Source organism: Halomonas bluephagenesis (assembly GCF_054790765.1).
Genome location: NZ_CP133631.1, coordinates 3334727 through 3359279 on the forward strand (window position 1 = coordinate 3334727; position 24553 = coordinate 3359279).

Here is a 24553-nt window from a genome sequence, read left to right on the forward strand (position 1 = left end):
ACAGCATAGAGCTTTCGGGCGTGGTTGGCGACGTGCTAAGTCGGTAGGATAAAAGAATCAACGGCGATTACGTTTACTAACGGCCATTTTTTGAAAATTATTTTTGTTTAGAGCAGGGAGTGAATAGCGTGCACGCCATTTTGCAGGGGAAGCGGTTAATTGCGTTTGATTTAGATGGCACTTTGATTGATTCGGTCCCAGATCTGACGGTGGCGGTTGAGTGCGCGCTCAGTGACGTTGGGCTGCCTGCACCCGGCGAAGAGCGTGTGCGTGACTGGGTAGGTAATGGTGCTCAGGTACTCGTCGAAAGAGCGCTAACCTGGGCGTTACCAGATGCTCTGGGGCAGGCGTTGCAAACCACCGCCTACGAGGCTTTTATGCGCCATTACGGTGCTGCTCCCAATGCGCTAACCCGGCTCTATCCAGGCGTGCGAACAGCACTGCATGACTTGCACAAGGCAGGCTATCCACTGGTACTGATTACCAACAAGCCTGAGCGCTTTATTGCCCCAATTTTGAGCCATTTTGGACTATTGTCGCTATTTACGCACTGCATTGGCGGCGACAGTCTTGCCGAGAAAAAGCCCAGCCCACTGCCGCTACTCCATGTGGCTCAACAGTTGGATATTCCACCTTCGGCAAGTGTCATGGTTGGCGATTCGCGCCACGACATCGCCGCAGGCAAAGCCGCTGGCTTTACCACCGTGGCGTTACCTTACGGCTATAATCACGGCGAGCCGATTGAGCATAGCCAACCTGATTTGATCATTAGCTCACTGCTGGCGCTAACGGAATAAAATAGACGGTGATGGGGCTGTTTTTCCAGGGCTGTTTTTCCAGGGCTGTTTTTCCAGGGCTATTTTTCTGCTCGTGCGCCGCCTAAGTATTCATGCAGTAATTCAGCGTTATGGCGCAACATGGCAGGATAGTTATAAGCGGAGCCGTCGGCATCACTTAAGGTATCTACGTATAAAGGCCCGGCTAGCGAAAGCTCCGTTTCTCGAGCATGGGCATCCATGTGGATATAGGGTGATGTACTTTCGTAAAACAGCGCAGGCGGGCGCTTTTGCGAAAGATGCATACTCATTGCTTCCATTGCCTGCGCACTGCCAATCGTCTCATTGCCAATGCCCCAAATGGCTGCGTATTCAAAGTCGTACGCGCGGGCAAAGTAGGCCATGGAGGCTTCGCTGGTGGTGAGCATGCGATTGGTTTGCGGAATGCCTTCCAAACGCTCTCTGAGTTGATGATCTAACAGCGCCAATGCTTTACGAGTTTCAGCGGCTCCGGTGGTAAACGTGTCAGCCTGCTCGGGATAGTGCTCGATAAGCGTTTTTTCTATCACATCAACATAAGCGGCTGCCCCTTTCGGGTCCATCCACATATGCGGGTCAAAATGATTCTTATACTGGCCTACTGGAATTGCTAGCGGCTCATAATCGGCGTTTTCTGCAAGTGCTATCAGCGTTAGTGAATCATCTGCCATGGCTTCGATATGCCGTATCCATGGCTCTAGCCCATGTCCGTTATAGAAAACAATGTCAGCTTCTTCGACAGCCAAGGCATTTGGCGGTTGAAGCTCCCAGCGGTGCACATCTTCCCCTGTGGGCACAATCGTTGTAATACTGATGTTGTCGCCCGCCACACGCTTTACTAAGTCTTTAACGACTGAAAATGAAGCGATAACTTTAAACGAAGTGTCTCCCAGCGCGTGAGTGCTGCTGACAGTCGTCATCAATACGAGCGTGATTATCCAGGGTGTTCGCTTGTCCATGTCACGCTCCTAACACATTAAAAAGACGGCAGATCATAAAGACAGTACAGACCTGTTACCAGTTTCGTTATGCTGCCAAGTTGCTTAAACCTAGCAGTAGGGGCTAACCAGTCACCTTCAGGATTTTTGATTACTTTGAAAAGCCCCTCACAATTTACTGATAAACTCGGCGCTAGTTCCCCACTGAAAACTACCAGAGTACTCAACTGGGGTTTGTTGGTTGGCCCTCTAAAATAAGTGTGAATGTCTTAGTCGACCCTTGGCCCTGCAAGTGGTGCTTGGGTTGGGGTATCATCCCAGCAAAGTGGTTTGATTAATGTGATGGAGTAAGTGGGGCGATGGCGCAAGTGCAGGTAGTGCAACGTGTATTGATGATCGATAACTACGACAGCTTCACGTTCAATATCGTCCAGTACTTGGGTGAGCTGGGGGCCGAGGTAATAACCTATCGCAACGATGAGCTTACCCTAGAACAAATTGACGCCTTAGCGCCTTCCCATTTAGTCATTTCACCTGGGCCATGCACCCCTAATGAAGCGGGCATATCGCTGGCGGCGATCACCCACTTTGCGGGTAAACTACCTATTTTGGGGGTTTGTCTTGGGCATCAGGCGATTGGACAGGTCTACGGTGGTAAAGTGGTGCGGGCGCCCCAAGTGATGCATGGTAAAACGTCTGCCGTCGTACATCGTGGGCAAGGCGTGTTTAGCGGGCTTGAAAACCCGCTAGAAGTGACCCGTTATCATTCACTCGTGGTAGAAAAAAATAGCTTGCCGGAGTGTTTTGAAATCACTGCTTGGACCGCAGACGATGACGTTACGCCAGGGCTGATAATGGGCTTTCGTCATCGCAGCCTGGATGTTGAAGGGGTACAGTTCCACCCTGAGTCAATACTCACGCGCCAAGGCCATGCGTTATTGGCTAACTTTTTAAAACGCGGCTGATTGCCAAATTTATACGCTTTAGGGGCTTTTCTGTTCATGCAAATGCGAGATGCAATTAACGCGGTGATGCGCCGCGAAGACCTCTCTTTCAATGCGATGCACGCGCTAATGCGCCAGATCATGACCGGCGAAGCCTCCGATGCGCAAATTGGTGGCCTGCTGGTGGGGCTTGCCATGAAAGGTGAAAGCGCCGAGGAAATTAGCGCGGCGGCCCAGGTAATGCGCGAGCTGATGAAGCGGGTGGTGCTGCACACCGATAACGTAGTCGATATTGTCGGCACCGGCGGTGATGGAGCTAACCTGTTTAATGTTTCTACGGCGGCTAGTTTCGTAGCTGCTGCCGGGGGCGCTCATGTGGCCAAGCATGGTAACCGCAGCGTTTCCTCGTCGTCGGGTAGCGCGGACCTTTTCGATATCGCCGGCATTTACCTTGATCTCAAGCCTGAGCAGGTGGCTCGCTGTATCGAACAGGTAGGTGTGGGCTTCATGTTTGCTCCCAATCACCACCCGGCCATGCGCTACGCTATCGGGCCGCGCCGAGAAATGGGCGTTCGCACGCTGTTTAACATCCTTGGACCGTTGACCAACCCCGCCAGTGCACCTAATCAAGTGTTGGGCGTTTATTCGCTTGAATTAGTGCCGCTGATGGCTGAAGTGCTCCGAAAGCTGGGCAGTCGCCACGTACTGGTAGTGCACTCTGAAGATGGCTTAGATGAAATTTCTTTGGCTGCCCCTACGCGCGTAGCTGAACTAAAAGATGGCGAAATTACCGAATACACCATTACCCCAGAAGAGTTGGGTATTGAGCGCCAAAGCCTAACACCACTAAAAGCGACCAGCGCTGAAGATAGCCTACGGTTAGTGAAGGCCTCTCTTAGCGGCGAAGGGGCAGCGGCGGATATAGTGGCACTAAATGCTGGTGCAGCACTTTACTGCTCAGGTGTGGCCGATAGTTTAAAAGAGGGCGTGATGGTGGCTCAGGATGCGCAGGCCTCAAAGTTACCGCTAGAGAAGCTTCGAGAGCTTTCACACTTCACTAGTGTCTTTAAAGGGTAAATAATCTAATGACTGATCAGGCAACGCCAACAATTTTAACGCGTATTTTGGCTCGTAAAGACGAAGAAGTAGCCGAGCGCCGACAGGCGGTTTCTGAAGCAGATCTGCTGGCGTTGGCTGACAAACAAAGCGCCCCACGTGGCTTTATTGATGCGCTGAATGACCGTATTGCCGCAGGTGATGCGGCGGTCATCGCTGAGGTGAAAAAAGCCTCGCCTTCCAAGGGCGTGATGCGTGAGGATTTTCATCCTGACGATATCGCTAAACGTTATGCAGAGGGCGGCGCAGCCTGCTTGTCAGTATTGACTGATGCGGATTTTTTCCAGGGGCATGAGGACTTTCTGATCGCCGCCCGTGATGCCTGCGACCTACCCATCATTCGTAAAGATTTTATTACCCATAGCTATCAGGTAACCGAGGCGCGTGCCATTGGTGCAGATTGCATCCTGCTGATTGTAGCTGCTTTAGACGACTCTCAACTGCGCGATCTGCACCAGCAAGCCAGTGCGTTAGGCATGGATGTGCTGGTAGAAGTGCATGACGCTGTTGAGTTAGAGCGTGCCTTAGCGCTGGATCTAAAACTGGTAGGTATCAACAACCGTAATCTGCATACCTTCGAGACCAGCCTGAATACCACACTAGACCTACTGCCGCGCATTCCTGAGGGCGTCACGGTTATCACCGAATCCGGTATCCATACCCGAGATGACGTAGAGCTAATGCGCGACCATGAGGTGAACGGTTTCTTGGTTGGTGAAGCCTTCATGCGTGAAGAGGATCCTGGCCAAGCCCTCAAGCGGCTCTTCTTTTAATCGACGTTGTTTAAAGCATTTATTAACTTGCCCGCTTGAGGCACGTAAGCAACGCCTGAAGCGGGTGGGGTAGGGGTTGCGCTGAGTAGCGTTTCACCTGGCTGCGGCAGGAGTAGCCTGTCGCTAGCAGCTTGCCCTCGTTTTCCTCGGCTTCCACCTGGGGCTGCCAGGATTGGGCGTAGATCGTCTTCGATGTGTCGACATTACGGGTTTCATGCCCGTAGGTGCCGGACATCCCGCAACAACCGGTCGCCATCAGCTCAAGCTCTAAACCAAATGCCGCAAACACCTGCTGCCAGGCCTTGGGGCTGCCCGGTGCGTTGGTTTTTTCGGTGCAGTGAGACAGCAGTTTAAAGCCAGGATCGGTTAGGTTCAGCTGGCTAGGCGCTAGCGTGTTAATACGGGTACCCAGCCACTCTTGCAGCATTAACACGTTGGGCACTTGCTCGGCCCCCAGGGCTTTGACGTATTCTTGGCGGTAGGTCAGCGTCATGGCGGGGTCGATACCCACCATCGGTACGTCGAACTCTGCCAACGCCCGCAGGCGCTTGGCCTGTTTTTCCGCTGTGCGCTCAAAGGCGCCTAAAAAGCCCTGCACCTGCAGCGGTTTGCCGTTGGCAGAAAATGGCATCACAAACACTCGCAGATTCAACCGCGACAGCAGTTCCACCACGTCCATCACCAGCTTGGCTTCAAAGTGGCTGGTGAAGGCGTCCTGGACAATAATCACGCTGTTAGCGCGCTGCTGCTCGGTAAGCAGTACCAACGATGTGGGCGTGGCTTCGGCGATGCCCCAAGCCCTTAGCTGTTTCTTTACGCTGGCACGGGAAAGCTGCGGGGAGTCACTCATTCCAAGCCCTTTACGCATCAGGCTATCTACCCAGCGCTGGTTGAGTAGGGCGTTATACAGCGGCGCAACCTTGGCAAGGGTTGGCAACATGAATTCGGTGCCACCGATGATGTAATCGCGCAGCGGGCGTAAATAGCGGCCGTGGTAGACCTCTAAAAACTGCGAACGGAACTGCGGCACGTTGACCTTAATCGGACACTGGCCTGCACAGGATTTACACGCCAAGCAACCCGCCATGGCATCGTAAACTTCGTGAGAATAGTCGTGGTGTTGCTTGCGGCTGAGCGTATTAGCAACGCGCAGAGGAAAACTCTTAACAAAGCCCCAGCCGTTTTCGGCTTTCTTTTTGCGCGACTCCTCCACCACATCGATACCCGCCTGGGTTTGTAGGCGTAGCCACTCACGCATCAAGCTGGCGCGGCCTTTGGGCGAATGGCGCCGGTCACGGGTAGCCTTCCAGGAAGGGCACATGGGGTCATCAAGGTCGTAGTTATAACAGGCACCGTTGCCGTTGCAATACACCGCCGCGTCGTAGGCCTGCCAGGCGCGTTCGTCGATGGTGCGATCCAACTGGCCGCGCAGGGTGACGCCATCGATCGTTAACAGTTCAGGGTCGCTGTCTTTAGCGATTAGTTCATGGTTCTCAGACCTACCCGCGGCTTCGGGCGGGTTAGACAACGGCGACGCAATCTTGCCGGGGTTCAGCTGGTTATGCGGATCAAACGCGGCTTTGACGCGCTGCAGGCTGGGGTAGAGCTCACCAAAGAATTTGGGGCCGTACTCTGAGCGCACGCCTTTGCCGTGTTCTCCCCATAACAACCCGCCGTACTTCTGGGTCAGGGCTGCCACTTCATCGGAAATCTCACGAATCAGTTTTTCCTGTTGGGGATCTTTCATATCCAGCGCTGGGCGCACGTGCAGCACCCCCGCATCCACATGGCCAAACATCCCGTATGAAAGTTGCCTAGCATCCAACGCGGCGCGGAACTCAGTAATAAAGTCAGCCAAGTGCTCCGGTGGTACGGCGGTATCTTCCACAAACGCAATCGGGCGCTTTTCGCCCTGCACATTGCCCAGCAAGCCCACCGAGCGTTTACGCATGGCGTAGACTTTTTGGATCTGCGGACGGCCTTCGGCCAGGGTGTAACCTAAACGCTCGACGGTAGCGTCTTGGCTCAAATGGTCAGTGAACGCCTGTACCCGTTCCGCCAAGCGCTCAGGATCATCGTCATTAAACTCGATCAAGTTAATGCCACGAATCGGCGTACTACCGGTGGCGGGAAAAAACTCAGCTACGCTGTCCCAGACAAAATCTTCCATGGCCAGCTGCAGCACCTTGTCATCCACTGTTTCGATGGAAGTGGGCCGAGCGCTGCTGGCCATCAATGCCTTAGCATCACGCAGCGCGTCCATAAAGCCTGGGTAGCGCACATTAACCAGCGTGGCGTGATTAGGGATCGGCAGCACGTTCAGTTCCGCTTCATTCAAAAAGCCCAGCGATCCTTCCGAACCGCACAGCAGGCTGTTCAGGTTCAGTTGGCCTTGCGCCTCCCGCAGATGCGCCAAATCGTAGCCGGTTAAGCAGCGGTTAAGTGGTGGGAATTTCGCTTCAATCAGCTCACGCTGTTGGTCGATAATCTCAGCCGCAGTGGTATGCACGCGGCCAAGAATGCCTTCCTGTTGGCACTCAGCCTGTTCTTCTTCAGCGCTAAGCGGGCGGCTATGCAGATGCTTTCCCCCCAGCAGAACCGTGTCCAGTTCCAGCACATGGTCACGGGTTTTGCCGTACTCGCAGCTGCCCTGGCCGCTGGCATCGGTGGAGATCATGCCGCCGATGGTGGCGCGGTTAGAAGTAGACAGCTCCGGGGCAAAAAACAACCCATGGGGCTTCAGCGCCGCGTTGAGTTGATCCTTCACCACGCCCGCCTGAACGCGTCCCCGCCGCGCCTCTACATCGATTTCGAGGATCTGGTTCATATGGCGGGAAACGTCCACCACGATACCGTCGGTCAACGACTGGCCGTTGGTACCGGTGCCGCCGCCCCGAGGCGTGAGCACGATATCGCGGTGGGGCAGCTCAGCGGCTAGCTTGGCAAGGCGCTCAAGATCTTCCGCGTGCTTAGGAAACACCGCCGCCTGAGGCAGACGCTGGTAAATCGAGTTATCCGTCGCCAGCACCGTGCGGTTGGCGTAGTCAGGGGCAATCTCGCCTTCAAAGCCGCGAGCGCGCAAGGTGTCGAGAAAACGCACGTAATAGGGTTTCAGGCGTTCAAGTGCAAAATTTCGAGAGTCAATGAATGCCATCATGATGAATGTTTTGTCGTTAAAGTGAAGTAAATGAAACGCCTTTATAGCGCTTAAAGTTGGGCAAGTTTACGTTAAGAAGCTCGATGCGACATCGATAAAATAGGCGTTTAAGAGCATAAAACGGTCATTTAAAAAGTGCGCTAAGTGCAGAAAAGAGCATTGTGGAAGAGGTTAGTTTACTTGCTAACTTACTGCTTATTAAACTGATATTTACTGAGCAATGAATTCATGTCGAAAGGTGAGACGGTGAGGAACTGGCAAATTAGGCGTTTTTCTATTGTTTAATGTCGCTTAATTGCCAGTACCCTTGCCTGAATTTCAATAGCCTAGACATATATTTGCTTACTAATAATCACAATATATCGGGGGTGTATAGATGGAGTGGATTCACTATGCGGCGTCTAATTTTGATGTACTTATAGCGCGCACGATTGAGCACATTGTCCTTGTTGGAATAGCCGTTGGTATTGCAACGTTGACGGGGGTGCCTATCGGTATTGCCATAACCAAAAACGAAAAAATGGCTAAGACCGTTCTTTACATCGCTTCTATTATTGTCACCATCCCCTCTATTGCCTTGTTTGGCATCATGATACCGATCTTGTCTATCGTCGGTCATGGCATTGGATACGTGCCCGCTGTTATTGCTGTTTTGCTGTATTCGCAGCTCCCTATTATTCGCAATACCTACACCGCGATAAATAACGTCGATCCAGCACTTCGTGAAGCTGCTCGTGGCATTGGTATGAGCCAGAACCAGCGCCTACAAAAAGTTGAAATTCCCTTGGCTGTGCCGGTGATCATGGCCGGCGTGCGCACGGCGGTCGTGCTCAATATAGGTGTCATGGCTATTGCTGCTTATATAGGCGCGGGTGGGCTAGGTACCTTCATTAGTCGTGGCATTTCTCAGTCAGACCCACGCCAACTTATCTTAGGCGCCATTGCAGTCAGCCTTCTGGCAATCATTGTTGATTACGCGCTGCTATACCTCCAAAAGCGATTGACGCCCAAGGGTATGGAACAGGTGCCCGCCTGTAACTGATGTAGCCCTTCAGCCCTCATTTAACAAAAAAGGATACCAGCATGATTCGACTGGATAATCTAACGAAGGTTTTCGATACACCAAAAGGCGCGGTGGTTGCTGCTGATCATATTAATATGGAAGTGCCCACGGGTGAGATATGCATTTTGCTGGGACCTTCCGGTTGCGGCAAAACCACCACGTTGAAGATGATTAATCGCATCGTTCGCCCTACCTCTGGCAAGGTTTTTATCGATGATGAAGACACTTCTTCGCTAGACACCCAAACATTACGCCGCAATATTGGCTATGTCATTCAGCAGATAGGCCTGTTTCCCAACATGACTATCGAAGAAAACATTACGGTGGTGCCTAAGCTCCTTGGCTGGGACAAAGCCAAATATAAGGAAAGAGCCAGAGAGCTAATGCGCATGATTGCGCTGGAGCCAGATGCCTTTCTCAAGCGTTACCCTAGTGAGCTTTCTGGTGGTCAGCAGCAGCGTATTGGTGTTGCCCGAGCCTTGGCCGCAGACCCTCCCGTCATGTTAATGGACGAGCCCTTTGGAGCTATCGATCCTATTAATCGCGCAGTGATTCAAGATGAGTTCTTGAAGATGCAGCAAGAACTCAAGAAAACCATCATGTTTGTTAGTCACGATATTGATGAGGCCATCAAGATGGGAGACCGTATTGCAATCTTCCGTGACGGTCATTTAGTGCAATACGCTACCCCTGATACTTTGCTTGCCGCACCGAAAGATAGCTTTGTTGAATCATTTCTCGGCGAAGACCGTGCTCTTAAGCGGCTCAACTTAATTAGTGTTCGGGAAGTTATTAGCACTAATTTCGAAACGGTTTCGCCCCGCGATAGTCTGGAAAGTGCGCTGCAAAAGCTCGATAAGTGCGGCTATCAGCACGCTATTGTGATGGTCAACGAAGAACGCCAGCCAGTCGGAATTATCCCACGTTCAGTGGCACAAATGAGTCAAGGCAGTTGTCACGACTATGCTCAAAAGGTGCCCGCTGTTGTGAACGTTAATGATGATCTGCGTAAAGCGGTGTCTTTAATGCTTGCGCACGATATCACCTGGCTGCCATGTGTTGATGATGAAGGTCGCTTGAGTGGGCATATCACGCAGCGTGCGATGACCCATCATCTTGGTGCACGTTTTCGTACTCAGCAAGCCGCTGCAGAGCTTGCCGACCCGATGGCAGAGGAGTGAGCTAATGCCCATTCAAAGTCTTAAAGGGGTCTTCCGCTTACTGCTCCTGGTGGCTGTCTTTGTTGCCGGCGCCTGGAGCTACGCGACAGGCGTTATTGAAGAATTCATATTTTACTTGCCCGATATTCAGTTTTTAACAATGGAGCACCTATGGCTCACTGTTATCTCTGGATCGCTGGCAATTCTAGTCGCGATACCTTTAGGCATTGTGCTCTCCCGTCCGAGTATGGCGCGTTGGGCAGAATCTGGTATGCAAGTGCTTAATATTGGGACAACGATTCCAACGCTAGCAGTACTTGCGTTATCAATGAGCTTGCTAGGTATAGGTATAGTACCTGCTGTATTTGCCTTGTTTGTTGCCACACTACTGCCTATTACTCGCAATACTTATACGGGGCTAAAAGGCGTGTCTCCGGCATTAAAAGAGGCTGCTTCAGGTATCGGTATGTCGCCTGCACAGCGGCTAATACGCGTCGAATTACCCAACGCACTGTATGTTATTTTTGCGGGCATCCGAACAGCTCTCGCAATCAATGTTGGCACCGTACCGTTGGCATTTTTAATCGGCGCAGGAGGGCTAGGAGAGTTAATTTTTACCGGTATTGATCTTTACGACCCTCTGATGATGCTCGCTGGTGCTATCCCGACTGCCATACTAGCTATTTTGGTTGATGCCGCAGTCGCCAGTATTGCTTTTCTTGTCGTACCCCGCGGGGTTAATCCCGCTCGCCGAGCAGCGAATGCGTAGCAGCTGCACAATAACAATTGATATAGGAAGCTCCAAAATGATTAAGCCTATCTTATCTGTTTTAAGTAGTATCGCTCTTATCGGTGTCAGCTCCGCTTACGCTGCCAATATTACTGTTGGTGGAAAGAATTTCACTGAACAGCAGATTTTAGCGAGCATGACCAGCCAGTATCTAGAGGGGTTGGGCTACGATGTAAATACTCGGGCTGGCATGGGGTCTGCTGTGCTTCGCCAAGCGCAAGAGAATGGCCAGATTGATGTATACTGGGAGTATACGGGCACTTCGCTTATTAACTATAATAATATCTCCGAACGTCTTAGTGCTGAAGAAACGTATGAGCGCGTCAAAGAGCTTGATGCTGAAAAAGGATTAGTATGGTTAGAACCATCTGCTGCTAATAATACCTATGCATTGGCAATGAGAGAATCAGACACAGCAGAGCGTGGTATTACAACCCTTTCTGAGCTGGCAAGTGCAATTAATGATGGCGAGTCACTATCGTTTGGATTAAATGCTGAATTCTATGCGCGGGATGATGGTTGGCGTCCACTGATGGAGGCCTATGATTTTAATGTTGGTCGCCGTGATATAAGCCGTATGGATTCAGGACTTGTATATCAAGCACTTCGTGATGGGCAGGTAGATGTAGGATTGGTGTTTGCTACTGATGGGCGTATTCCAGCGTTTGGGTTTTATGTGCTTGAAGATGATAAAGACTATTTCCCAGCCTATGCACTAACACCTGTTGTTCGCCAGGAAACACTGGAGCTTCATCCAAATGTAGAGTCTGAGCTTAACGAGCTATCAGCATTGTTAGATGACGAGATTATGGCGGCGCTTAACGCAGAAGTTGATGTTGAGCGTAAAAGTATTGAAAATGTTTCTAAAGATTTTTTAGAGCAGAACGATATGCTATAAATAAAATTACGGTGTGAAGCGCGACCGCCTTTAGGCGGTCGTTTTTGCGTTAAAGTGGCTTTTTTAAACTGATATTTTATCTTTTGATGGGATACGCTATGCATTATCAGGATAAGCTTAAAGTGGCTGCTGCGCAGATAAATAGTATGCTTTGTGATATAGACGCTAATCTTGATCGCCATATCTCACTGATAGAAGAGGCTAAGGAGCAAAGTGTTGAACTATTAGTGTTTCCAGAGCTTTCGTTGACAGGGTACTCCCTCGGAAGCAATGTGATGAAAGTTGCGATGCCATTAGAAGATGCTCGTTTGATGGCGCTTGCAAAGGTTTGCGAAGGCATGCAGACAATTGTCGGTTTTGTCGAGGAAGCAAGTCCAGGTGAGTATTATAATGCAATGGCTATTTTACAACATGGGAAGTTGGTTGCCGTTCACCGTAAGCTTAACCTTCCTACTTATGGTGGGTTGGAAGAAGGTAAATGGTTTTCACACGGCAGTGAACTAACAATGGCGCAAGTTTGCCCAGGCTGGTCTAGTACACCGCTAATATGCGCAGACTTATGGAACCCTGCGTTAGTTCACGCGGCGCTGCTACCTCGTCCCACCGTGCTATGTGCTCCTATTAATTCGGCCTCCGGCGTGGTTAGTCAGGATTTTTCTAACGAGGAAAATTGGTTGCTGAATGTGCGCTTCTACGCCATGACTTACGGTACACCAGTTATTATGAGCAACCGCTACGGCCCCGAGGAGCAAAGCCATTTCTGGGGTGGGTCGTGCATTATCGGCCCGCGTGGAGAGTTGCTTGCTGAAGCAGAAGATCGTGAAATGCTGATTATGGCCGAACTGTCACGAACACATATTGCTAGAGCACGTTTTGAGCTTCCCACTCATAGAGACGCAGATACACCACTGATTCGTGAGCTGATGGCTGGTTATCGCTAGTCCCTTTAGCCCTGGATTTAGAGTGAGTAGGGACTCTTTGGAGATATAAATATTAGCTGATGGACTTTCTCTGTTCACGCGGTGATAGTCCATATTGTTTTCTATAGCATTTGCTAAAGTGAGATGTTGACGAGAACCCTGTTGCGGTTGCAATGTTCAAAACGCTCATGGATGTCTTACGCAGTAGGTTGTCGCCGTGTTCAAGGCGCAGTCTAAGATAATATGCTGCTGGAGTAAGGGAGAATTTATCTTTAAATAAGCGCTGCAGTTGTCGATTAGATATATTGGCCATTTGAGCAATACTGTCGCAGTTAATCGGGTCTTCAATATGTGACTGCATAATTTTAATTGAAGTGGATAGCGCAGGATTGTGAATGCCAAGCAGTTCTTCGATGGGCATTCGCTGCATTTCATGCGCAGAGCGGATGGTGGGGTGGATACACTGTTCGGCAATTTTTTTTGCTAAATCACTTCCTTGTTGGTTCTCAATTATTGAGAGCATCATGTCGAGTCCTGCAGTGCCACCAGAGCAAGTCATTATGTTGCCCGAGATCTCAAAAAGCTCATGGGTAACAATCAGCTCAGGGTACTCTTCCTGAAGGTTAGCCTGATCTTCCCAGTGGATCGTGCAGCGTTTATTTTTTAATACGCCCGCCTTCGCGAGAAGAATACTCCCCGTAGAGGTAGACCCTAAGAGTTTATTACTACGTGAAATTTCACGTAGCCATTTAAACAGGCTTTGATCAGCAATAAGATTGGTGCCTAAACCTGCGACCAAAATAAGGCTGTCAAGCTGCCTCCATTCACTTACCGGTAAACTAGGGGTAAAGGAAATACCATTGCTTGCTATAACCGCTTGGTCATTAAGGCTTAGTAGCTCCCAATGATATACAGGTTCATTGCTAAGTCGGTTGGCAATACGTAATGGCTCTATCACTGAGCTAAAAGAGAGCATCGCGAAATTAGGAAAAAGCAAGAAGCCAATACTGAAAGGGTGGGATGCTTGTCTGTCGCGTGTCATAATTGTTTTCTTTTATGGCGTTTTAATGTCTTTAACGATGGGGCCGTTATAGCAAGATGTCAATGCCTCAATAGACATCTTGAATATTTTCGGAGCACTCCATGCAATCAGAAAGCGTCTCAATCTTTAGTGATGGTTTTAAACTTGATGGTTCTTACTACTGGGAAGAAAGTAAGCTACAGGAGCATGCGCCAGTCGTTATTGTCTGCTCCGGCTTTACTGGTCTCAAGCATATCCACCCAGAGAGGTTTGCTCGTTTTTTAACCAAGAAAGGCTTTTTGTGCTTCGGTTTTGACTATCGCGGATTCGGTGAAAGCGAAGGTGAGCGCGGTAAAGTATTGTTAGAAGAGCAAGTGCGCGATATAGCAAGTGTCGTTACTAGTGTACGAGCTCGTGCCGAACAAGAAGGTCGTGCCCTGGTTCTTGCTGGCTGGGGCATGGCCGGTGGCTTAGTGTTAGATGCTTACCGTTTGGTAGAAGATCAGGTTGATGCATTGATCAGCATGAACGGCTTTTTTGACGCTGTGCGTGTACAGAAAGCACTACGCGGCGAGTTGGGGTGGAAAAATTTCCGTCAATTCGTTAAGCAAGAGCGCCTTCGCCTTTCTCAAGGAGGAGAAGCACAAAAGATTGATCCGTTTGATATTTATCCGCTTGACCCTATTTCTAAAGGTTATGTTGATGAAGTGCTCCGAAAAACACCCGGTTATGGGCTGACATCTGATTTAGACTTTGCCGACTCGCTTGTTTCGTTCCACCCAGAAGCCCATATTGATCAGCGCTTTGCAAATACGCCGTTACTCATTGCCCATGGTGGGGAAAATGATCTCCACCCGGTAACCGAAGCGCATTCATTGTATGCCGCCTATCCTGGGCCTAAATCATTATTTCTACTTCCAGAAGGTGGACATACCGAATGGATGCTAGACGATGATCCTAAGTTCCAGCGTTTTGCAGCAGTTGTTGCTAATTGGGTGGCATAAAATGTAGCCACTGAGCAAGCTGCTAAGGCGGTGGTGTAAGTAATGCATAACAGTACGGGTAGTCTCGCTGGAATTCCAGAATGTGCTCCGATGGATCCATTGCCTAGGCCACCGAACTTCTTGGTGCCTGCTGGTGCAGTTGACTGCCATGCGCATGTGTTTGGGCCTTCATCGAAGTATCCCTTTCACCCTGGTCGCACCTACACACCGCCGGATGCTTCGCTAGAGGAGTACCTTCACCTGCATCAGACGCTTGGTATTCAGTGCGGTGTTCTGGTGCAACCAAGCGTGTATGGATTGGACAATTCAGTTACCCGTCATGCATTACAACGCTTGAGGAAGGCCGGGCATGCCTATCGAGGCGTTGCGGTTGTTGATAGTAGAGTCAGTGATGGTGAGCTAGATGCACTGCATGAAGACGGGTTTCGAGGCGTGCGGCTTAATATGCTTTTCAAGGGAGGGATATCTTGGAAAGACGTCACCGTTCTTGCAGACAGGTTGGCTGAAAGGGGTTGGCATTTGCAATTTCTTGTTGATGTTTCTGAGTTTGAGAACTTCGAAACACGCATAGGCCAACTGCCTGTTCCTGTTGTGATAGACCACATGGGACACATGGCATGTGAGAAAGGGCTTACCGAGGAAGGCTTTCAAGCGCTTTGCCGTGCTTTGAAAAATGGTCATGCCTGGGTAAAGCTCTCGGGGGCATACCGCATAACCTCGCTTGATCAAACGCCCTACGATGACGTTGTCCCTTTCGCACAGCAACTGATTCAAGCTAATCCAGAGAGGTGTGTTTGGGGCTCAGACTGGCCTCATCCCCATATCTCCGTACCCATGCCAAACGACGGTGCGCTTTTAGATGAACTTGCATCTTGGGCGCCTGATGTGCAAACGCGTAAGCGAATACTGGTTGATAATCCAAAAGTGCTTTATTTTGGTGATTTAGCCTAAGGAGTCTCTGATTAATGTGATGAGCGCGGTCCAGGCAAGGCAAAATCAACGAAAAAGCTCAGCATGGTCAAGCGCAATAGTTAATCAGAGGTTTCGTAAGTAACAGCCTCTTATCTAGCAGATGAGGGGCTGTTTTCTTTTTGATATTTAGTCGTTTTGGATTCAACGGCTACGCAAGCATGTCAGCAACGCCTGAAGCGGGTGTGGCAAAGTTTGCCCAGAATAGCGTTTCACCTGGCTGCGGCAGGAGTAGCCTGTGGCGAGCAGCTTGCCCTTGTTTTGCTCGGCTTCCACCTGGGGCTGCCAGGATTGGGCGTAGATCGTCTTCGAGGTTTCGACATTGCGGGTTTCATGGCCGTAGGTGCCGGACATCCCGCAACAGCCTGTGGTGGCTAACTCTAGCTGTAAGCCAAACGCCGCAAACACCTGCTGCCAGGCCTTGGGGCTGCCCGGTGCGTTGGTTTTTTCGGTGCAGTGGGACAGCAGCTTAAAGCCAGGATCGGTTAGGTTCAGCTGGCTAGGCGCTAGCGTGTTAATACGGGTAGCCAGCCACTCTTGCAGCATTAACACGTTGGGCACTTGCTCGGCCCCAGGCTTTGACGTATTCTTGGCGGTAGGTCAGCGTCATGGCGGGGTCGATACCCACCATCGGTACGTCGAACTCTGCCAACGCCCGCAGGCGCTTGGCCTGTTTTTCCGCTGTGCGCTCAAAGGCGCCTAAAAAGCCCTGCACCTGCAGCGGTTTGCCGTTGGCAGAAAATGGCATCACAAACACTCGCAGATTCAACCGCGACAGCAGTTCCACCACGTCCATCACCAGCTTGGCTTCAAAGTGGCTGGTGAAGGCGTCCTGGACAATAATCACGCTGTTAGCGCGCTGCTGCTCGGTAAGCAGTACCAACGATGTGGGCGTGGCTTCGGCGATGCCCCAAGCCCTTAGCTGTTTCTTTACGCTGGCACGGGAAAGCTGCGGGGAGTCACTCATTCCAAGCCCTTTACGCATCAGGCTATCTACCCAGCGCTGGTTGAGTAGGGCGTTATACAGCGGCGCAACCTTGGCAAGGGTTGGCAACATGAATTCGGTGCCACCGATGATGTAATCGCGCAGCGGGCGTAAATAGCGGCCGTGGTAGACCTCTAAAAACTGCGAACGGAACTGCGGTACGTTGACCTTAATCGGGCACTGGCCCGCGCAGGATTTACACGCTAAACAGCCCGCCATGGCATCGTAAACTTCGTGAGAATAGTCGTGGTGTTGCTGCTTGCTAACGGTGTTCATGACCCGGCGGGGAAAGCTTTTAACAAAGCCCCAGCCGTTTTCGGCTTTTTTCTTGCGCGACTCTTCCACCACATCGATACCCGCCTGGGTTTGTAGGCGTAGCCACTCACGCATCAAGCTGGCGCGGCCTTTGGGCGAATGACGACGATCGCGGGTAGCCTTCCAGGAAGGGCACATGGGGTCATCAAGGTCGTAGTTATAACAGGCACCGTTGCCGTTGCAATACACCGCCGCGTCGTAGGCCTGCCAGGCGCGTTCGTCGATGGTGCGATCCAACTGGCCGCGCATAGTGACGCCATCGATCGTTAACAGTTCAGGATCGCTGTCTTTGGCAATCAGGTTATTGCTTTCGGCGGGCGACGCAATTTTTCCTGGGTTTAGCTGGTTATGCGGATCAAACGCGGCTTTAACGCGCTGCAGGCTGGGGTATAACTCACCAAAGAACTTGGGGCCGTACTCCGAGCGCACGCCTTTGCCGTGTTCTCCCACAACAACCCGCCGTACTTCTGGGTCAGGGCTGCCACTTCATCGGAAATCTCACGAATCAGTTTTTCCTGCTCGGGATCTTTCATGTCCAGCGCCGGGCGCACGTGCAGCACTCCCGCATCCACATGGCCAAACATCCCGTATGCAAGTTGCCTAGCATCCAACGCGGCGCGGAACTCAGTAATAAAGTCAGCCAAGTGCTCCGGTGGTACGGCGGTATCTTCTACAAACGCAATCGGGCGCTTTTCGCCCTGCACATTGCCCAGCAAACCCACCGAGCGCTTGCGCATGGCGTAACTTTTTGGATCTGCGGGCGACCTTCGGCCAGGGTGTAGCCTAAACGCTCGACGGTAGCGTCTTGGCTCAAATGGTCAGTGAACGCCTGTACCCGTTCCGCCAAGCGCTCAGGATCATCGTCATTAAATTCGATCAGATTAATGCCACGAATCGGCGTACTACCGGTGGCGGGGAAAAACTCAGCTACGCTGTCCCAGACAAAGTCTTCCATGGCCAACTGCAACACGGTGTCGTCAATGGTTTCAATCGAGGTGGGCCGAGCGCTGCTGGCCATCAATGCCTTAGCATCACGCAGGGCGTCCATAAAGCCTGGGTAGCGCACATTAACCAAGGTGGCGTGCTTGGGAATCGGCAGCACGTTCAATACCGCTTCATTCAAAAAGCCCAACGAGCCTTCCGAACCACACAGCAGGCTGTTCAGGTTCAGTTGGCCTTGCGCCTCCCGCAGATGCGCCAATCGTAGCCGGTTAAGCAGCGGTTGAGCGGCGGAAATTTCGCCTCAATCAGCTCACGCTGCTGGTCGATAATCTCAGCGGCGGTGGAGTGCACGCGACCAAGAATGCCTTCCTGTTGGCACTCAGCCTGTTCTTCTTCAGCGCTAAGCGGGCGGCTATGCAGATGCTGTCCCCCAGCAGAACCGTGTCCAGTTCCAGCACATGGTCACGGGTTTTGCCGTACTCGCAGCTGCCCTGGCCGCTGGCATCGGTGGAGATCATGCCGCCGATGGTGGCGCGGTTAGAAGTAGACAGCTCCGGGGCAAAAAACAACCCATGGGGCTTCAGCGCCGCGTTGAGTTGATCCTTCACCACGCCCGCCTGAACGCGTACCCGCCGCGCCTCTACATCGATTTCGAGGATCTGGTTCATATGGCGGGAAACGTCCACCACGATACCGTCGGTCAACGACTGGCCGTTGGTACCGGTGCCGCCGCCCCGAGGCGTGAGCACGATATCGCGGTGGGGCAGCTCAGCGGCTAGCTTGGCAAGGCGCTCAAGATCTTCCGCGTGCTTAGGAAACACCGCCGCCTGAGGCAGACGCTGGTAAATCGAGTTATCCGTCGCCAGCACCGTGCGGTTGGCGTAGTCAGGGGCAATCTCGCCTTCAAAGCCGCGAGCGCGCAAGGCGTCGAGAAAACGCACATAATGAGTACTTAGGCGTTTAAACGGGGCCGTACGAGAATCCAAAGATGCAATCATAGTTGATCAAGCCGTCACTGCTGGGAGCGGATAGGGGATACGCTACTTTACCGCAGCTACCGCGGCTCTGCATCTTGGTGGTGCGTCTTATGCGCTGCCCAGCGCTTCTTTCACCAGCGCTGCGCTGGTCTCGCTCATAGGCAGTGCCAGGGCAAGTGCATGTGCTTGGGGTGACATCTTGCCCCAGGTTTTCTGCACAATACGCACCATATGGTCGTGCTCAACCTTGCGGGAGAAATCTGCGAAGTAATTTTCCAAAAACACTAGGCAGGCGCAATCTTCCAGCGCTTGCACATCGGAATCGCGACCAAGACCTTTCTTACGAATAATCGTTGCGACTCGTTCGGCGTCAGCAGCGCTATAGCCAGCGTCGCGCATCAGTTGGGCAGTGGTGTCGCCCGCGCGCTCACTCTGGTCGCGACGCCAGGTTAAATAGCCTATGCGCCCTTCAGGGTAATCACTCCGCGGTACAAGCCAGCGCTGGAGATGCTGGGCGCGTACTGCCAAACGCAACAGCTCGGCGGGGGCTGATTGTAACTGTTCTAACCAATGGCTCATACGCTGAGCGTAGACAAGTTCCTGAGGCAGGGGGTTGCCATCGGCAAGAGTGGTTTGACGTGGATCTTGAGCGTGAAGCGCATCAATGGCCGTTAGAGTTTGTTCAAGCTCAGAAGGCATAAGGGTTCGCATGGTTAAGAGTATATAACGATATGTTAGCAGGTTAGCGGCTGGGCATAAAAAAGCGCCTGCTACACAAAGGCAGCAGGCGCTAAAGTAATATTCACGGAGAGTCTATGTGCGGCTGTTGTTATAAACCTCTTCGTTTAGTTCGCCTTCGCTTTTGCCCACCAGGGTCGTGACCATCAAATCACCCGCCACGTTTACGCTGGTGCGGGCCATATCCAGGATACGGTCAATACCGGCGACCACAGCAATCGCTTCCAGAGGCAAGCCAATTTGCGCCATTACAATCGAAAGCATTATCAGGCCTGCGCCGGGAACACCCGCGGTGCCAATCGAGGCCAGCGTGCCAGTGGCCACAATCATGCCGTAATCCATCATGGTTAAATCGGTGCCGGTCATTTGGGCAATAAACAGTACCACTACGCCTTGGTATAGGGCGGTGCCGTCCATGTTAATCGTTGCGCCCACTGGCAGCACAAAGCCAGACACGCCTTCTGAAACCCCTAGGTTTTTTTGCGCACAGCGAATTGACACCGGCAGCGTGCCTGCAGATGAGGCGGAGGAGAACGCCACCACAATGGCATCTAAACTGCCTTGGAGGTAACGCACAGGGTTTAGCCGGCCAAGTAGTGAAATAAAGCCAGAGTAAACCACCAACACATGCAGAATACTGGCGAGATACACCACGCCAATCAGCTTGGCCAGCGGCAGTAGGATCTCTAAACCATACTGGCCCGAAACGTGAGCGATTAAGCCAAATACGCCGAAGGGCGCAAAGGCCATGACAATCCCCGTAAGCTTGTACATCGCCTCGGCAAAGCTATCGAAGACCTTCATAACCGGCTCGCCTTTTTCGCCAATCAGCGTTAGCGAAATACCTAAGCCAATGGCAAACACAATGATCTGCATAATGTTGCCGTTAGCCAGAGCATCGAGAGGATTACGTGGTACTAAGTTAACCAGAATAGAGATCAGGGAGGGGGCTTCGTTTGCAGCCACTTCTGTATCGAAGCTTAAATTGACGCCAACCCCAGGCTGTAACAGGGTGGAAAGCACTAGGCCAATGCTGATCGCAAAGGCCGTGGTCACCAAATACAGCGTAATGGTACGCGCACCAATGCGGCCCATTTTTTGTGGGTCCCGCATGGAGGTAATACCCACTACCAGCGTGGAGAACACCAGCGGTACAATCAGCATCATTATGGCATTAATGAAAATATCGCCGAGTGGCTTAAAGATGCTGGCAGTTTCACCCAGCATTGCCCCTGCTAACACCCCTAGCGCCAACCCCGCCAGAATTTTTTTCCATAGCGCGATTCCACGCCACCAAGAAAATTTTCCCTTTTTCGCTGTTTCCTGCACTACGTTTCTCCTGTTTAAAACCCGTTGTTAGTGATTTGCGCTGCAAATCGGCGGGCACTCTACCACTTTTGACTAATGAGCCAAGGTTTTTATGCCAATTGGTAATAGCGCATACAGGGGAGATGAGTTTTGTGCAGCAAACTTTCAGAATGATATTTTCTTGAGCAAGCGAGCCCTTAGTATCGTTTTCCAATCTGCTTTTTATAATTTGCTGCATCAGGCAATAATTCCCTGACGCTGCCCCCATAGCTCCACGCCTTGCTTTTGCCTACAATAGGCCCCTTTCATCACGGGCAGTGTACGCCGTGTTCCACTGATTTCAGGCCAAGGGATAACTCATGCTCGATCCGAAACTGCTGCGCGGTGATCTTGATGCGCTAGCGCAACAACTGGCCCGGCGGGGCTTCGAACTTGATAAAGCGGCACTGCAAGCGCTGGAATCGCGCCGTCGTGAGTTGCAAACCCAGACCGAGCAGCTGCAAAACGAGCGCAATATGCGCTCAAAAGCGATTGGCAAAGCGAAGGCTAACGGTGAAGATATTCAGCCGTTGCTGGATGAAGTGAGCGATTTAGGCGAGCGTCTGGATAATGCCAAGCGTGAGCTGGCCGAGGTGCAGGCTGATTGGGATGATGCTATTAGCGGCATTCCCAATGTGCCCCATGAAAGCGTGCCAGAAGGTAAGAACGAAGACGATAACGTTGAGCTCCACCGCTGGGGCACACCTCGTGAGTTTGATTTTGAGGTGCTGGACCACGTTGATCTCGGTAAGAAGTCGGGCTATCTCGATTTTGAGCTGGCGGCTAAGCTAACAGGCGCTCGCTTTGCGGTAATGCGTGGGCCGATTGCGCGCCTGCACCGGGCCCTGGCGCAGTTTATGCTGGATACCCAAACCGAGCAGCACGGATACGAAGAGTGCTACGTGCCGTATATGGTGAATCGCGATTCGCTGATGGGCACAGGCCAACTGCCGAAATTTGGTGAAGATCTGTTTAAGCTTAACGACGAGCGGGAATACTATCTGATTCCTACGTCGGAAGTGCCGCTAACTAACTTTGTGCGTGATGAGATCGTGGATCAAGCGGCACTGCCAATGAAGCTGACTGCCCACACGCCTTGTTTCCGCAGTGAGGCGGGTTCCCATGGGCGCGACACACGCGGCATGATCCGCCAGCATCAGTTCGATAAAGTGGAAATGGTGCAGGTCGTAGAGCCAGAAAAGAGTTATGAAGCTCTGGAAGAGATGCGTGGCCATGCCGAAGCGATTCTTCAGGCGCTGGACTTACCTTACCGCGTAGTGACGTTGTGCACCGGTGATATGGGCTTTGGGGCGACGAAGACCTACGATTTGGAAGTGTGGCTGCCTAGCCAAGAAACATATCGGGAAATTTCGTCAGTCTCTAACTGCGAAGATTTCCAGGCGCGGCGCATGCAAGCGCGCTTCCGTCACCCGGAGGCTAAAAAGCCGCAGTTGCTACACACGCTGAATGGCTCGGGCTTAGCAGTGGGGCGGTGCCTGCTGGCGGTGCTTGAAAACCACCAGCAGGTAGATGGCTCTATTGCTGTTCCTGTGCCTCTGCAACCCTACCTGGGCGGCCTTGAGCGTCTTGCCCTCTAAGTGCCCACTCGACGTTGACCTCGGCATCGATACGAATGGTGCCGGGGCGATAGTCGCTAGCTGAACCACTGCCCATGGCATCGCTCTCAGCGCGCATGGCCATCATGCGGGGTTGGAAAGTGGGCGCTTGGACTTCTTCAATGCGCCGCACTTGGCCAAGTCTTACGTTTAGCGTGCTGGCCATTAAGTCCGCTTTATGGCGGGCTTTTTCTAGCGCTTTAGTCAGTGCTTCATCGGTAGCGGCGTCGCGGTCTTGCAGATCAAACTGAACGCCGTCCAGCGTGTTCACGCCAGCATTTATCATTGCGTCAAATACCTCGCCCAATTGGTCTATATTGGTAAGCTCAACACTAAAAGGGCGCTCTAAGCGGGTGCGCATCAACGTTTCTTGCTCGCCTTCATCATTACGCGGGCCTGCGACATGTTCAGGATAGACATTGAGCGACCCAGCATTGATGGCACGTTGTTCAATGCCGATCTCTTCCATGGCTTTAATTAGCTCACTGGCACGAGTTTCAAGCCGTTCGCGTGCGTCACTCAATGCGGCACTGTCGGTGTCTTCCAGAGTGGAGACCGCTGGTGTGTTTTCCCACAGCCGTGCAGAGAGAGTGGCTTTGTCGGGCTCTACTTCTACCCATGACTGGGCTTGGACATGCAAGCTGGGCGGAGTGGGTGGTGCGGCGAAAGCCGTAGACGTTGCCAGGAGGGCGAGAAGCGCGCTGCCAAGCACGCCATAGCGCAAGCGTTTTAGATGTGGTGTTGCTGAATTCATAGGTCACTTCCTTACTGAGAGAGCCAATGATTAGAGTTAACTAACTTATAGTGTGACGCTGCTTGGAAGGGCGAAGCGCCATAAAGTTCATTGGCTAAGAGTAGACGCAAAGCAGTTGCTTAATGTTGTCATGGTTTGTGCAATATCACGTGAGCAGCCATGATGTATGGATAACACGCTAAGGAAAGGGCAATGTCGAAATTATCGGATGAGGATTATCGTAGTATCCCTTTAAATGCGACCCTGGCGCTTGCCGCGCTAGTGGTGATTGTTGCGGGTATGAAGGCGGGGGCGGATCTTCTGGTACCCCTTCTATTAGCGGTATTTATTGCTGTTGTATGCACGTCGCCTGTTCAGTGGCTACACCACTGTGGCCTAAGCAGGCGTGCCTCTGCTTTTTTGACATTGCTGGTGCTGCTGGGATTTATTTCCTTAATTGGTTTGCTGGTGGTGAACAGTTTTAGCACCTTTGTCGAGGCGCTACCGGATATCGAGTCGCGTTTGTATGAGCACTATTGGGATTTGCTGAACGCGCTCTCTAGCCGTGGACTAGCTATTGATCCTGACCAGCTCAGTAATATGTTTGCCATGGAAGATGATGGGTCGTGGGTGACAGCGCTATTAGGCGAACTCGGCAATCTCTTTATGCAGGGGAGTATCATCGGGTTGTTGGTGATTTTCATGTTGTTTGAAACGCTTAACTTCCGAGATAAAGTGTCGCGCGCGCTTGAGAATCCAGCCCCAAGCCTAAAGCGGTTTAGCGAGTTTAGTTTAACGCTGAAGCGCTACCTAGCGGTGAAGACCGTCATCAGCTTGGCCACGGGGGTGTTAGTATGGCTCTCTTGCTTGATAGTGGGCGTAGAGTTTCCGCTACTCTGGGGGGTACTGGCTTTTGCCCTTAACTTTATTCCCAATATCGGTTCGGCCTTGGCGGCGATTCCTCCCGTACTGCTATTGCTGGTATCCCAGGATGGCGGAGCATTACAGGCGCTGTTACTCGCATCTGCTTATTTATTGATTAATTTCGTTTTGGGTAACCTGATTGAACCACGGGTGATGGGGCAAGCGTTGGGGCTATCGACGTTTGTGGCGTTTCTTTCGTTGGTCGTGTGGGGGTGGATATTTGGCGCTGCGGGTATGCTGTTGTCGGTAGTATTGACGATGACGTTAAAGATCGCCTTGGATAGCCATCCCCAGACTCGCTGGATTGCCCATTTGCTGGGGCCAGGGGGGCAGCGTCGGACGCGTCTTGGCGATGCGCGTCGTCCACCTTGGAAGCGTCGAGAATAAAAAGAAAGGGGCGTTTGGGAT

At 51.9% G+C, this 24553-nt stretch carries 19 protein-coding genes and 1 pseudogene; 13 read left to right on the forward strand and 7 right to left on the reverse strand.

What is annotated here, in order from left to right:
- Positions 1–128: 128 nt before the first annotated feature.
- On the forward strand, positions 129–797 hold the full coding sequence (locus REH51_RS15160; RefSeq protein ID WP_009722680.1) for a phosphoglycolate phosphatase: 669 nt from the start codon (positions 129–131) through the stop codon (positions 795–797).
- Between the two features lie 59 nt (positions 798–856).
- On the opposite strand, the gene REH51_RS15165 is transcribed toward REH51_RS15160, so the two are convergent.
- Positions 857–1774: a metal ABC transporter substrate-binding protein gene (locus REH51_RS15165; RefSeq protein ID WP_498936221.1), complete on the reverse strand. Its 918-nt coding sequence runs from the start codon at positions 1772–1774 to the stop codon at positions 857–859.
- A 338-nt stretch (positions 1775–2112) separates the two neighbouring features.
- Here REH51_RS15165 and REH51_RS15170 point away from each other — a divergent pair, with 338 nt between their 5' ends.
- From REH51_RS15170 to trpC, 3 genes are read left to right on the forward strand one after another with little or no spacing between them, the layout of a single operon-like run.
- The gene (locus REH51_RS15170) at positions 2113–2718 is read left to right on the forward strand and encodes an anthranilate synthase component II (protein ID WP_009722682.1); all 606 of its coding nucleotides are present in this window, start codon (positions 2113–2115) and stop codon (positions 2716–2718) included.
- A 36-nt stretch (positions 2719–2754) separates the two neighbouring features.
- Positions 2755–3774 carry an anthranilate phosphoribosyltransferase gene (gene trpD / locus REH51_RS15175; protein WP_009722683.1) on the forward strand — a complete coding sequence of 340 codons (1020 nt, stop codon included), beginning with the start codon at positions 2755–2757 and terminating at the stop codon, positions 3772–3774.
- Positions 3775–3782: 8 nt separating this feature from the next.
- Positions 3783–4586 (forward strand): indole-3-glycerol phosphate synthase TrpC, encoded by an 804-nt coding sequence (gene trpC, locus REH51_RS15180; RefSeq protein ID WP_009722684.1) that lies wholly within the window; start codon positions 3783–3785, stop codon positions 4584–4586.
- Positions 4587–4608: 22 nt separating this feature from the next.
- Here the strand turns inward: trpC and ydiJ (REH51_RS15185) are convergent, their stop codons facing one another.
- Positions 4609–7743 (reverse strand): D-2-hydroxyglutarate dehydrogenase YdiJ, encoded by a 3135-nt coding sequence (gene ydiJ / locus REH51_RS15185; RefSeq protein ID WP_498936222.1) that lies wholly within the window; start codon positions 7741–7743, stop codon positions 4609–4611.
- Positions 7744–8119: 376 nt separating this feature from the next.
- Between ydiJ (REH51_RS15185) and REH51_RS15190 the strand changes: the two genes are divergently transcribed.
- From REH51_RS15190 to REH51_RS15210, 5 genes are all read left to right on the forward strand, one after another.
- Positions 8120–8785 (forward strand): ABC transporter permease, encoded by a 666-nt coding sequence (locus tag REH51_RS15190; protein WP_009722686.1) that lies wholly within the window; start codon positions 8120–8122, stop codon positions 8783–8785.
- A 41-nt stretch (positions 8786–8826) separates the two neighbouring features.
- A complete protein-coding gene (locus REH51_RS15195) occupies positions 8827–9987 on the forward strand; it encodes an ABC transporter ATP-binding protein (protein ID WP_009722687.1) in 1161 nt (386 codons plus the stop codon).
- Between the two features lie 4 nt (positions 9988–9991).
- Positions 9992–10735: an ABC transporter permease gene (locus REH51_RS15200; RefSeq protein ID WP_009722688.1), complete on the forward strand. Its 744-nt coding sequence runs from the start codon at positions 9992–9994 to the stop codon at positions 10733–10735.
- Between the two features lie 37 nt (positions 10736–10772).
- Complete coding sequence (locus REH51_RS15205; RefSeq protein ID WP_009722689.1) at positions 10773–11654, forward strand: glycine betaine ABC transporter substrate-binding protein; 882 nt, start codon at positions 10773–10775, stop codon at positions 11652–11654.
- Positions 11655–11752: 98 nt separating this feature from the next.
- Complete coding sequence (locus tag REH51_RS15210; protein WP_009722690.1) at positions 11753–12595, forward strand: nitrilase-related carbon-nitrogen hydrolase; 843 nt, start codon at positions 11753–11755, stop codon at positions 12593–12595.
- A gap of 52 nt (positions 12596–12647) precedes the next feature.
- Here REH51_RS15210 and REH51_RS15215 read toward each other — a convergent pair whose 3' ends face one another.
- Positions 12648–13616: a GlxA family transcriptional regulator gene (locus REH51_RS15215; protein WP_009722691.1), complete on the reverse strand. Its 969-nt coding sequence runs from the start codon at positions 13614–13616 to the stop codon at positions 12648–12650.
- A gap of 101 nt (positions 13617–13717) precedes the next feature.
- On the opposite strand from REH51_RS15215, the gene REH51_RS15220 reads away from it, so the two are divergent.
- Together REH51_RS15220 and REH51_RS15225 are read left to right on the forward strand one after the other, a co-directional pair.
- Positions 13718–14599, forward strand: coding sequence for an alpha/beta hydrolase (locus tag REH51_RS15220; protein ID WP_498936224.1), 882 nt, complete (start codon positions 13718–13720; stop codon positions 14597–14599).
- 42 nt (positions 14600–14641) lie between these two features.
- The gene (locus REH51_RS15225; protein ID WP_143759714.1) at positions 14642–15550 is read left to right on the forward strand and encodes an amidohydrolase family protein; all 909 of its coding nucleotides are present in this window, start codon (positions 14642–14644) and stop codon (positions 15548–15550) included.
- 162 nt (positions 15551–15712) lie between these two features.
- On the opposite strand, the pseudogene ydiJ (REH51_RS15230) reads toward REH51_RS15225, so the two are convergent.
- The 3 genes and pseudogenes from ydiJ (REH51_RS15230) to REH51_RS15240 form a co-directional block, all read right to left on the reverse strand.
- A pseudogene (ydiJ, locus tag REH51_RS15230) lies at positions 15713–18808 on the reverse strand (D-2-hydroxyglutarate dehydrogenase YdiJ).
- A gap of 87 nt (positions 18809–18895) precedes the next feature.
- Complete coding sequence (locus REH51_RS15235) at positions 18896–19486, reverse strand: DUF4202 domain-containing protein (RefSeq protein ID WP_009722696.1); 591 nt, start codon at positions 19484–19486, stop codon at positions 18896–18898.
- A 114-nt stretch (positions 19487–19600) separates the two neighbouring features.
- Positions 19601–20854, reverse strand: a complete 1254-nt coding sequence (locus REH51_RS15240) for a dicarboxylate/amino acid:cation symporter (protein ID WP_039868714.1) — start codon at positions 20852–20854, stop codon at positions 19601–19603.
- 338 nt (positions 20855–21192) lie between these two features.
- Between REH51_RS15240 and serS the strand changes: the two genes are divergently transcribed.
- Positions 21193–22470 (forward strand): serine--tRNA ligase, encoded by a 1278-nt coding sequence (serS, locus tag REH51_RS15245; RefSeq protein ID WP_009722699.1) that lies wholly within the window; start codon positions 21193–21195, stop codon positions 22468–22470.
- Here the strand turns inward: serS and REH51_RS15250 are convergent.
- The gene (locus REH51_RS15250; RefSeq protein ID WP_498936226.1) at positions 22409–23242 is read right to left on the reverse strand and encodes an SIMPL domain-containing protein; all 834 of its coding nucleotides are present in this window, start codon (positions 23240–23242) and stop codon (positions 22409–22411) included. The two genes, serS and REH51_RS15250, sit on opposite strands and share 62 nt — an antisense overlap.
- A 192-nt stretch (positions 23243–23434) precedes the next feature.
- Here REH51_RS15250 and REH51_RS15255 point away from each other — a divergent pair, with 192 nt between their 5' ends.
- Entirely contained in the window at positions 23435–24532 is a 1098-nt protein-coding gene (locus REH51_RS15255) for an AI-2E family transporter (protein WP_009722701.1), read from the forward strand.
- Positions 24533–24553 lie beyond the last annotated feature (21 nt).

Coding starts and splice junctions, on each gene's coding strand:
- REH51_RS15165 (WP_498936221.1), bottom strand. CDS start 1,774: ATGGACAAGCGAACACCCTGGATAATCACGCTCGTATTGATGACGACT.
- REH51_RS15170 (WP_009722682.1), top strand. CDS start 2,113: ATGGCGCAAGTGCAGGTAGTGCAACGTGTATTGATGATCGATAACTAC.
- trpD (WP_009722683.1), top strand. CDS start 2,755: ATGCAAATGCGAGATGCAATTAACGCGGTGATGCGCCGCGAAGACCTC.
- trpC (WP_009722684.1), top strand. CDS start 3,783: ATGACTGATCAGGCAACGCCAACAATTTTAACGCGTATTTTGGCTCGT.
- ydiJ (WP_498936222.1), bottom strand. CDS start 7,743: ATGATGGCATTCATTGACTCTCGAAATTTTGCACTTGAACGCCTGAAA.
- REH51_RS15190 (WP_009722686.1), top strand. CDS start 8,120: ATGGAGTGGATTCACTATGCGGCGTCTAATTTTGATGTACTTATAGCG.
- REH51_RS15195 (WP_009722687.1), top strand. CDS start 8,827: ATGATTCGACTGGATAATCTAACGAAGGTTTTCGATACACCAAAAGGC.
- REH51_RS15200 (WP_009722688.1), top strand. CDS start 9,992: ATGCCCATTCAAAGTCTTAAAGGGGTCTTCCGCTTACTGCTCCTGGTG.
- REH51_RS15205 (WP_009722689.1), top strand. CDS start 10,773: ATGATTAAGCCTATCTTATCTGTTTTAAGTAGTATCGCTCTTATCGGT.
- REH51_RS15210 (WP_009722690.1), top strand. CDS start 11,753: ATGCATTATCAGGATAAGCTTAAAGTGGCTGCTGCGCAGATAAATAGT.
- REH51_RS15215 (WP_009722691.1), bottom strand. CDS start 13,616: ATGACACGCGACAGACAAGCATCCCACCCTTTCAGTATTGGCTTCTTG.
- REH51_RS15220 (WP_498936224.1), top strand. CDS start 13,718: ATGCAATCAGAAAGCGTCTCAATCTTTAGTGATGGTTTTAAACTTGAT.
- REH51_RS15225 (WP_143759714.1), top strand. CDS start 14,642: ATGCATAACAGTACGGGTAGTCTCGCTGGAATTCCAGAATGTGCTCCG.
- REH51_RS15235 (WP_009722696.1), bottom strand. CDS start 19,486: ATGCCTTCTGAGCTTGAACAAACTCTAACGGCCATTGATGCGCTTCAC.
- serS (WP_009722699.1), top strand. CDS start 21,193: ATGCTCGATCCGAAACTGCTGCGCGGTGATCTTGATGCGCTAGCGCAA.
- REH51_RS15250 (WP_498936226.1), bottom strand. CDS start 23,242: ATGAATTCAGCAACACCACATCTAAAACGCTTGCGCTATGGCGTGCTT.
- REH51_RS15255 (WP_009722701.1), top strand. CDS start 23,435: ATGTCGAAATTATCGGATGAGGATTATCGTAGTATCCCTTTAAATGCG.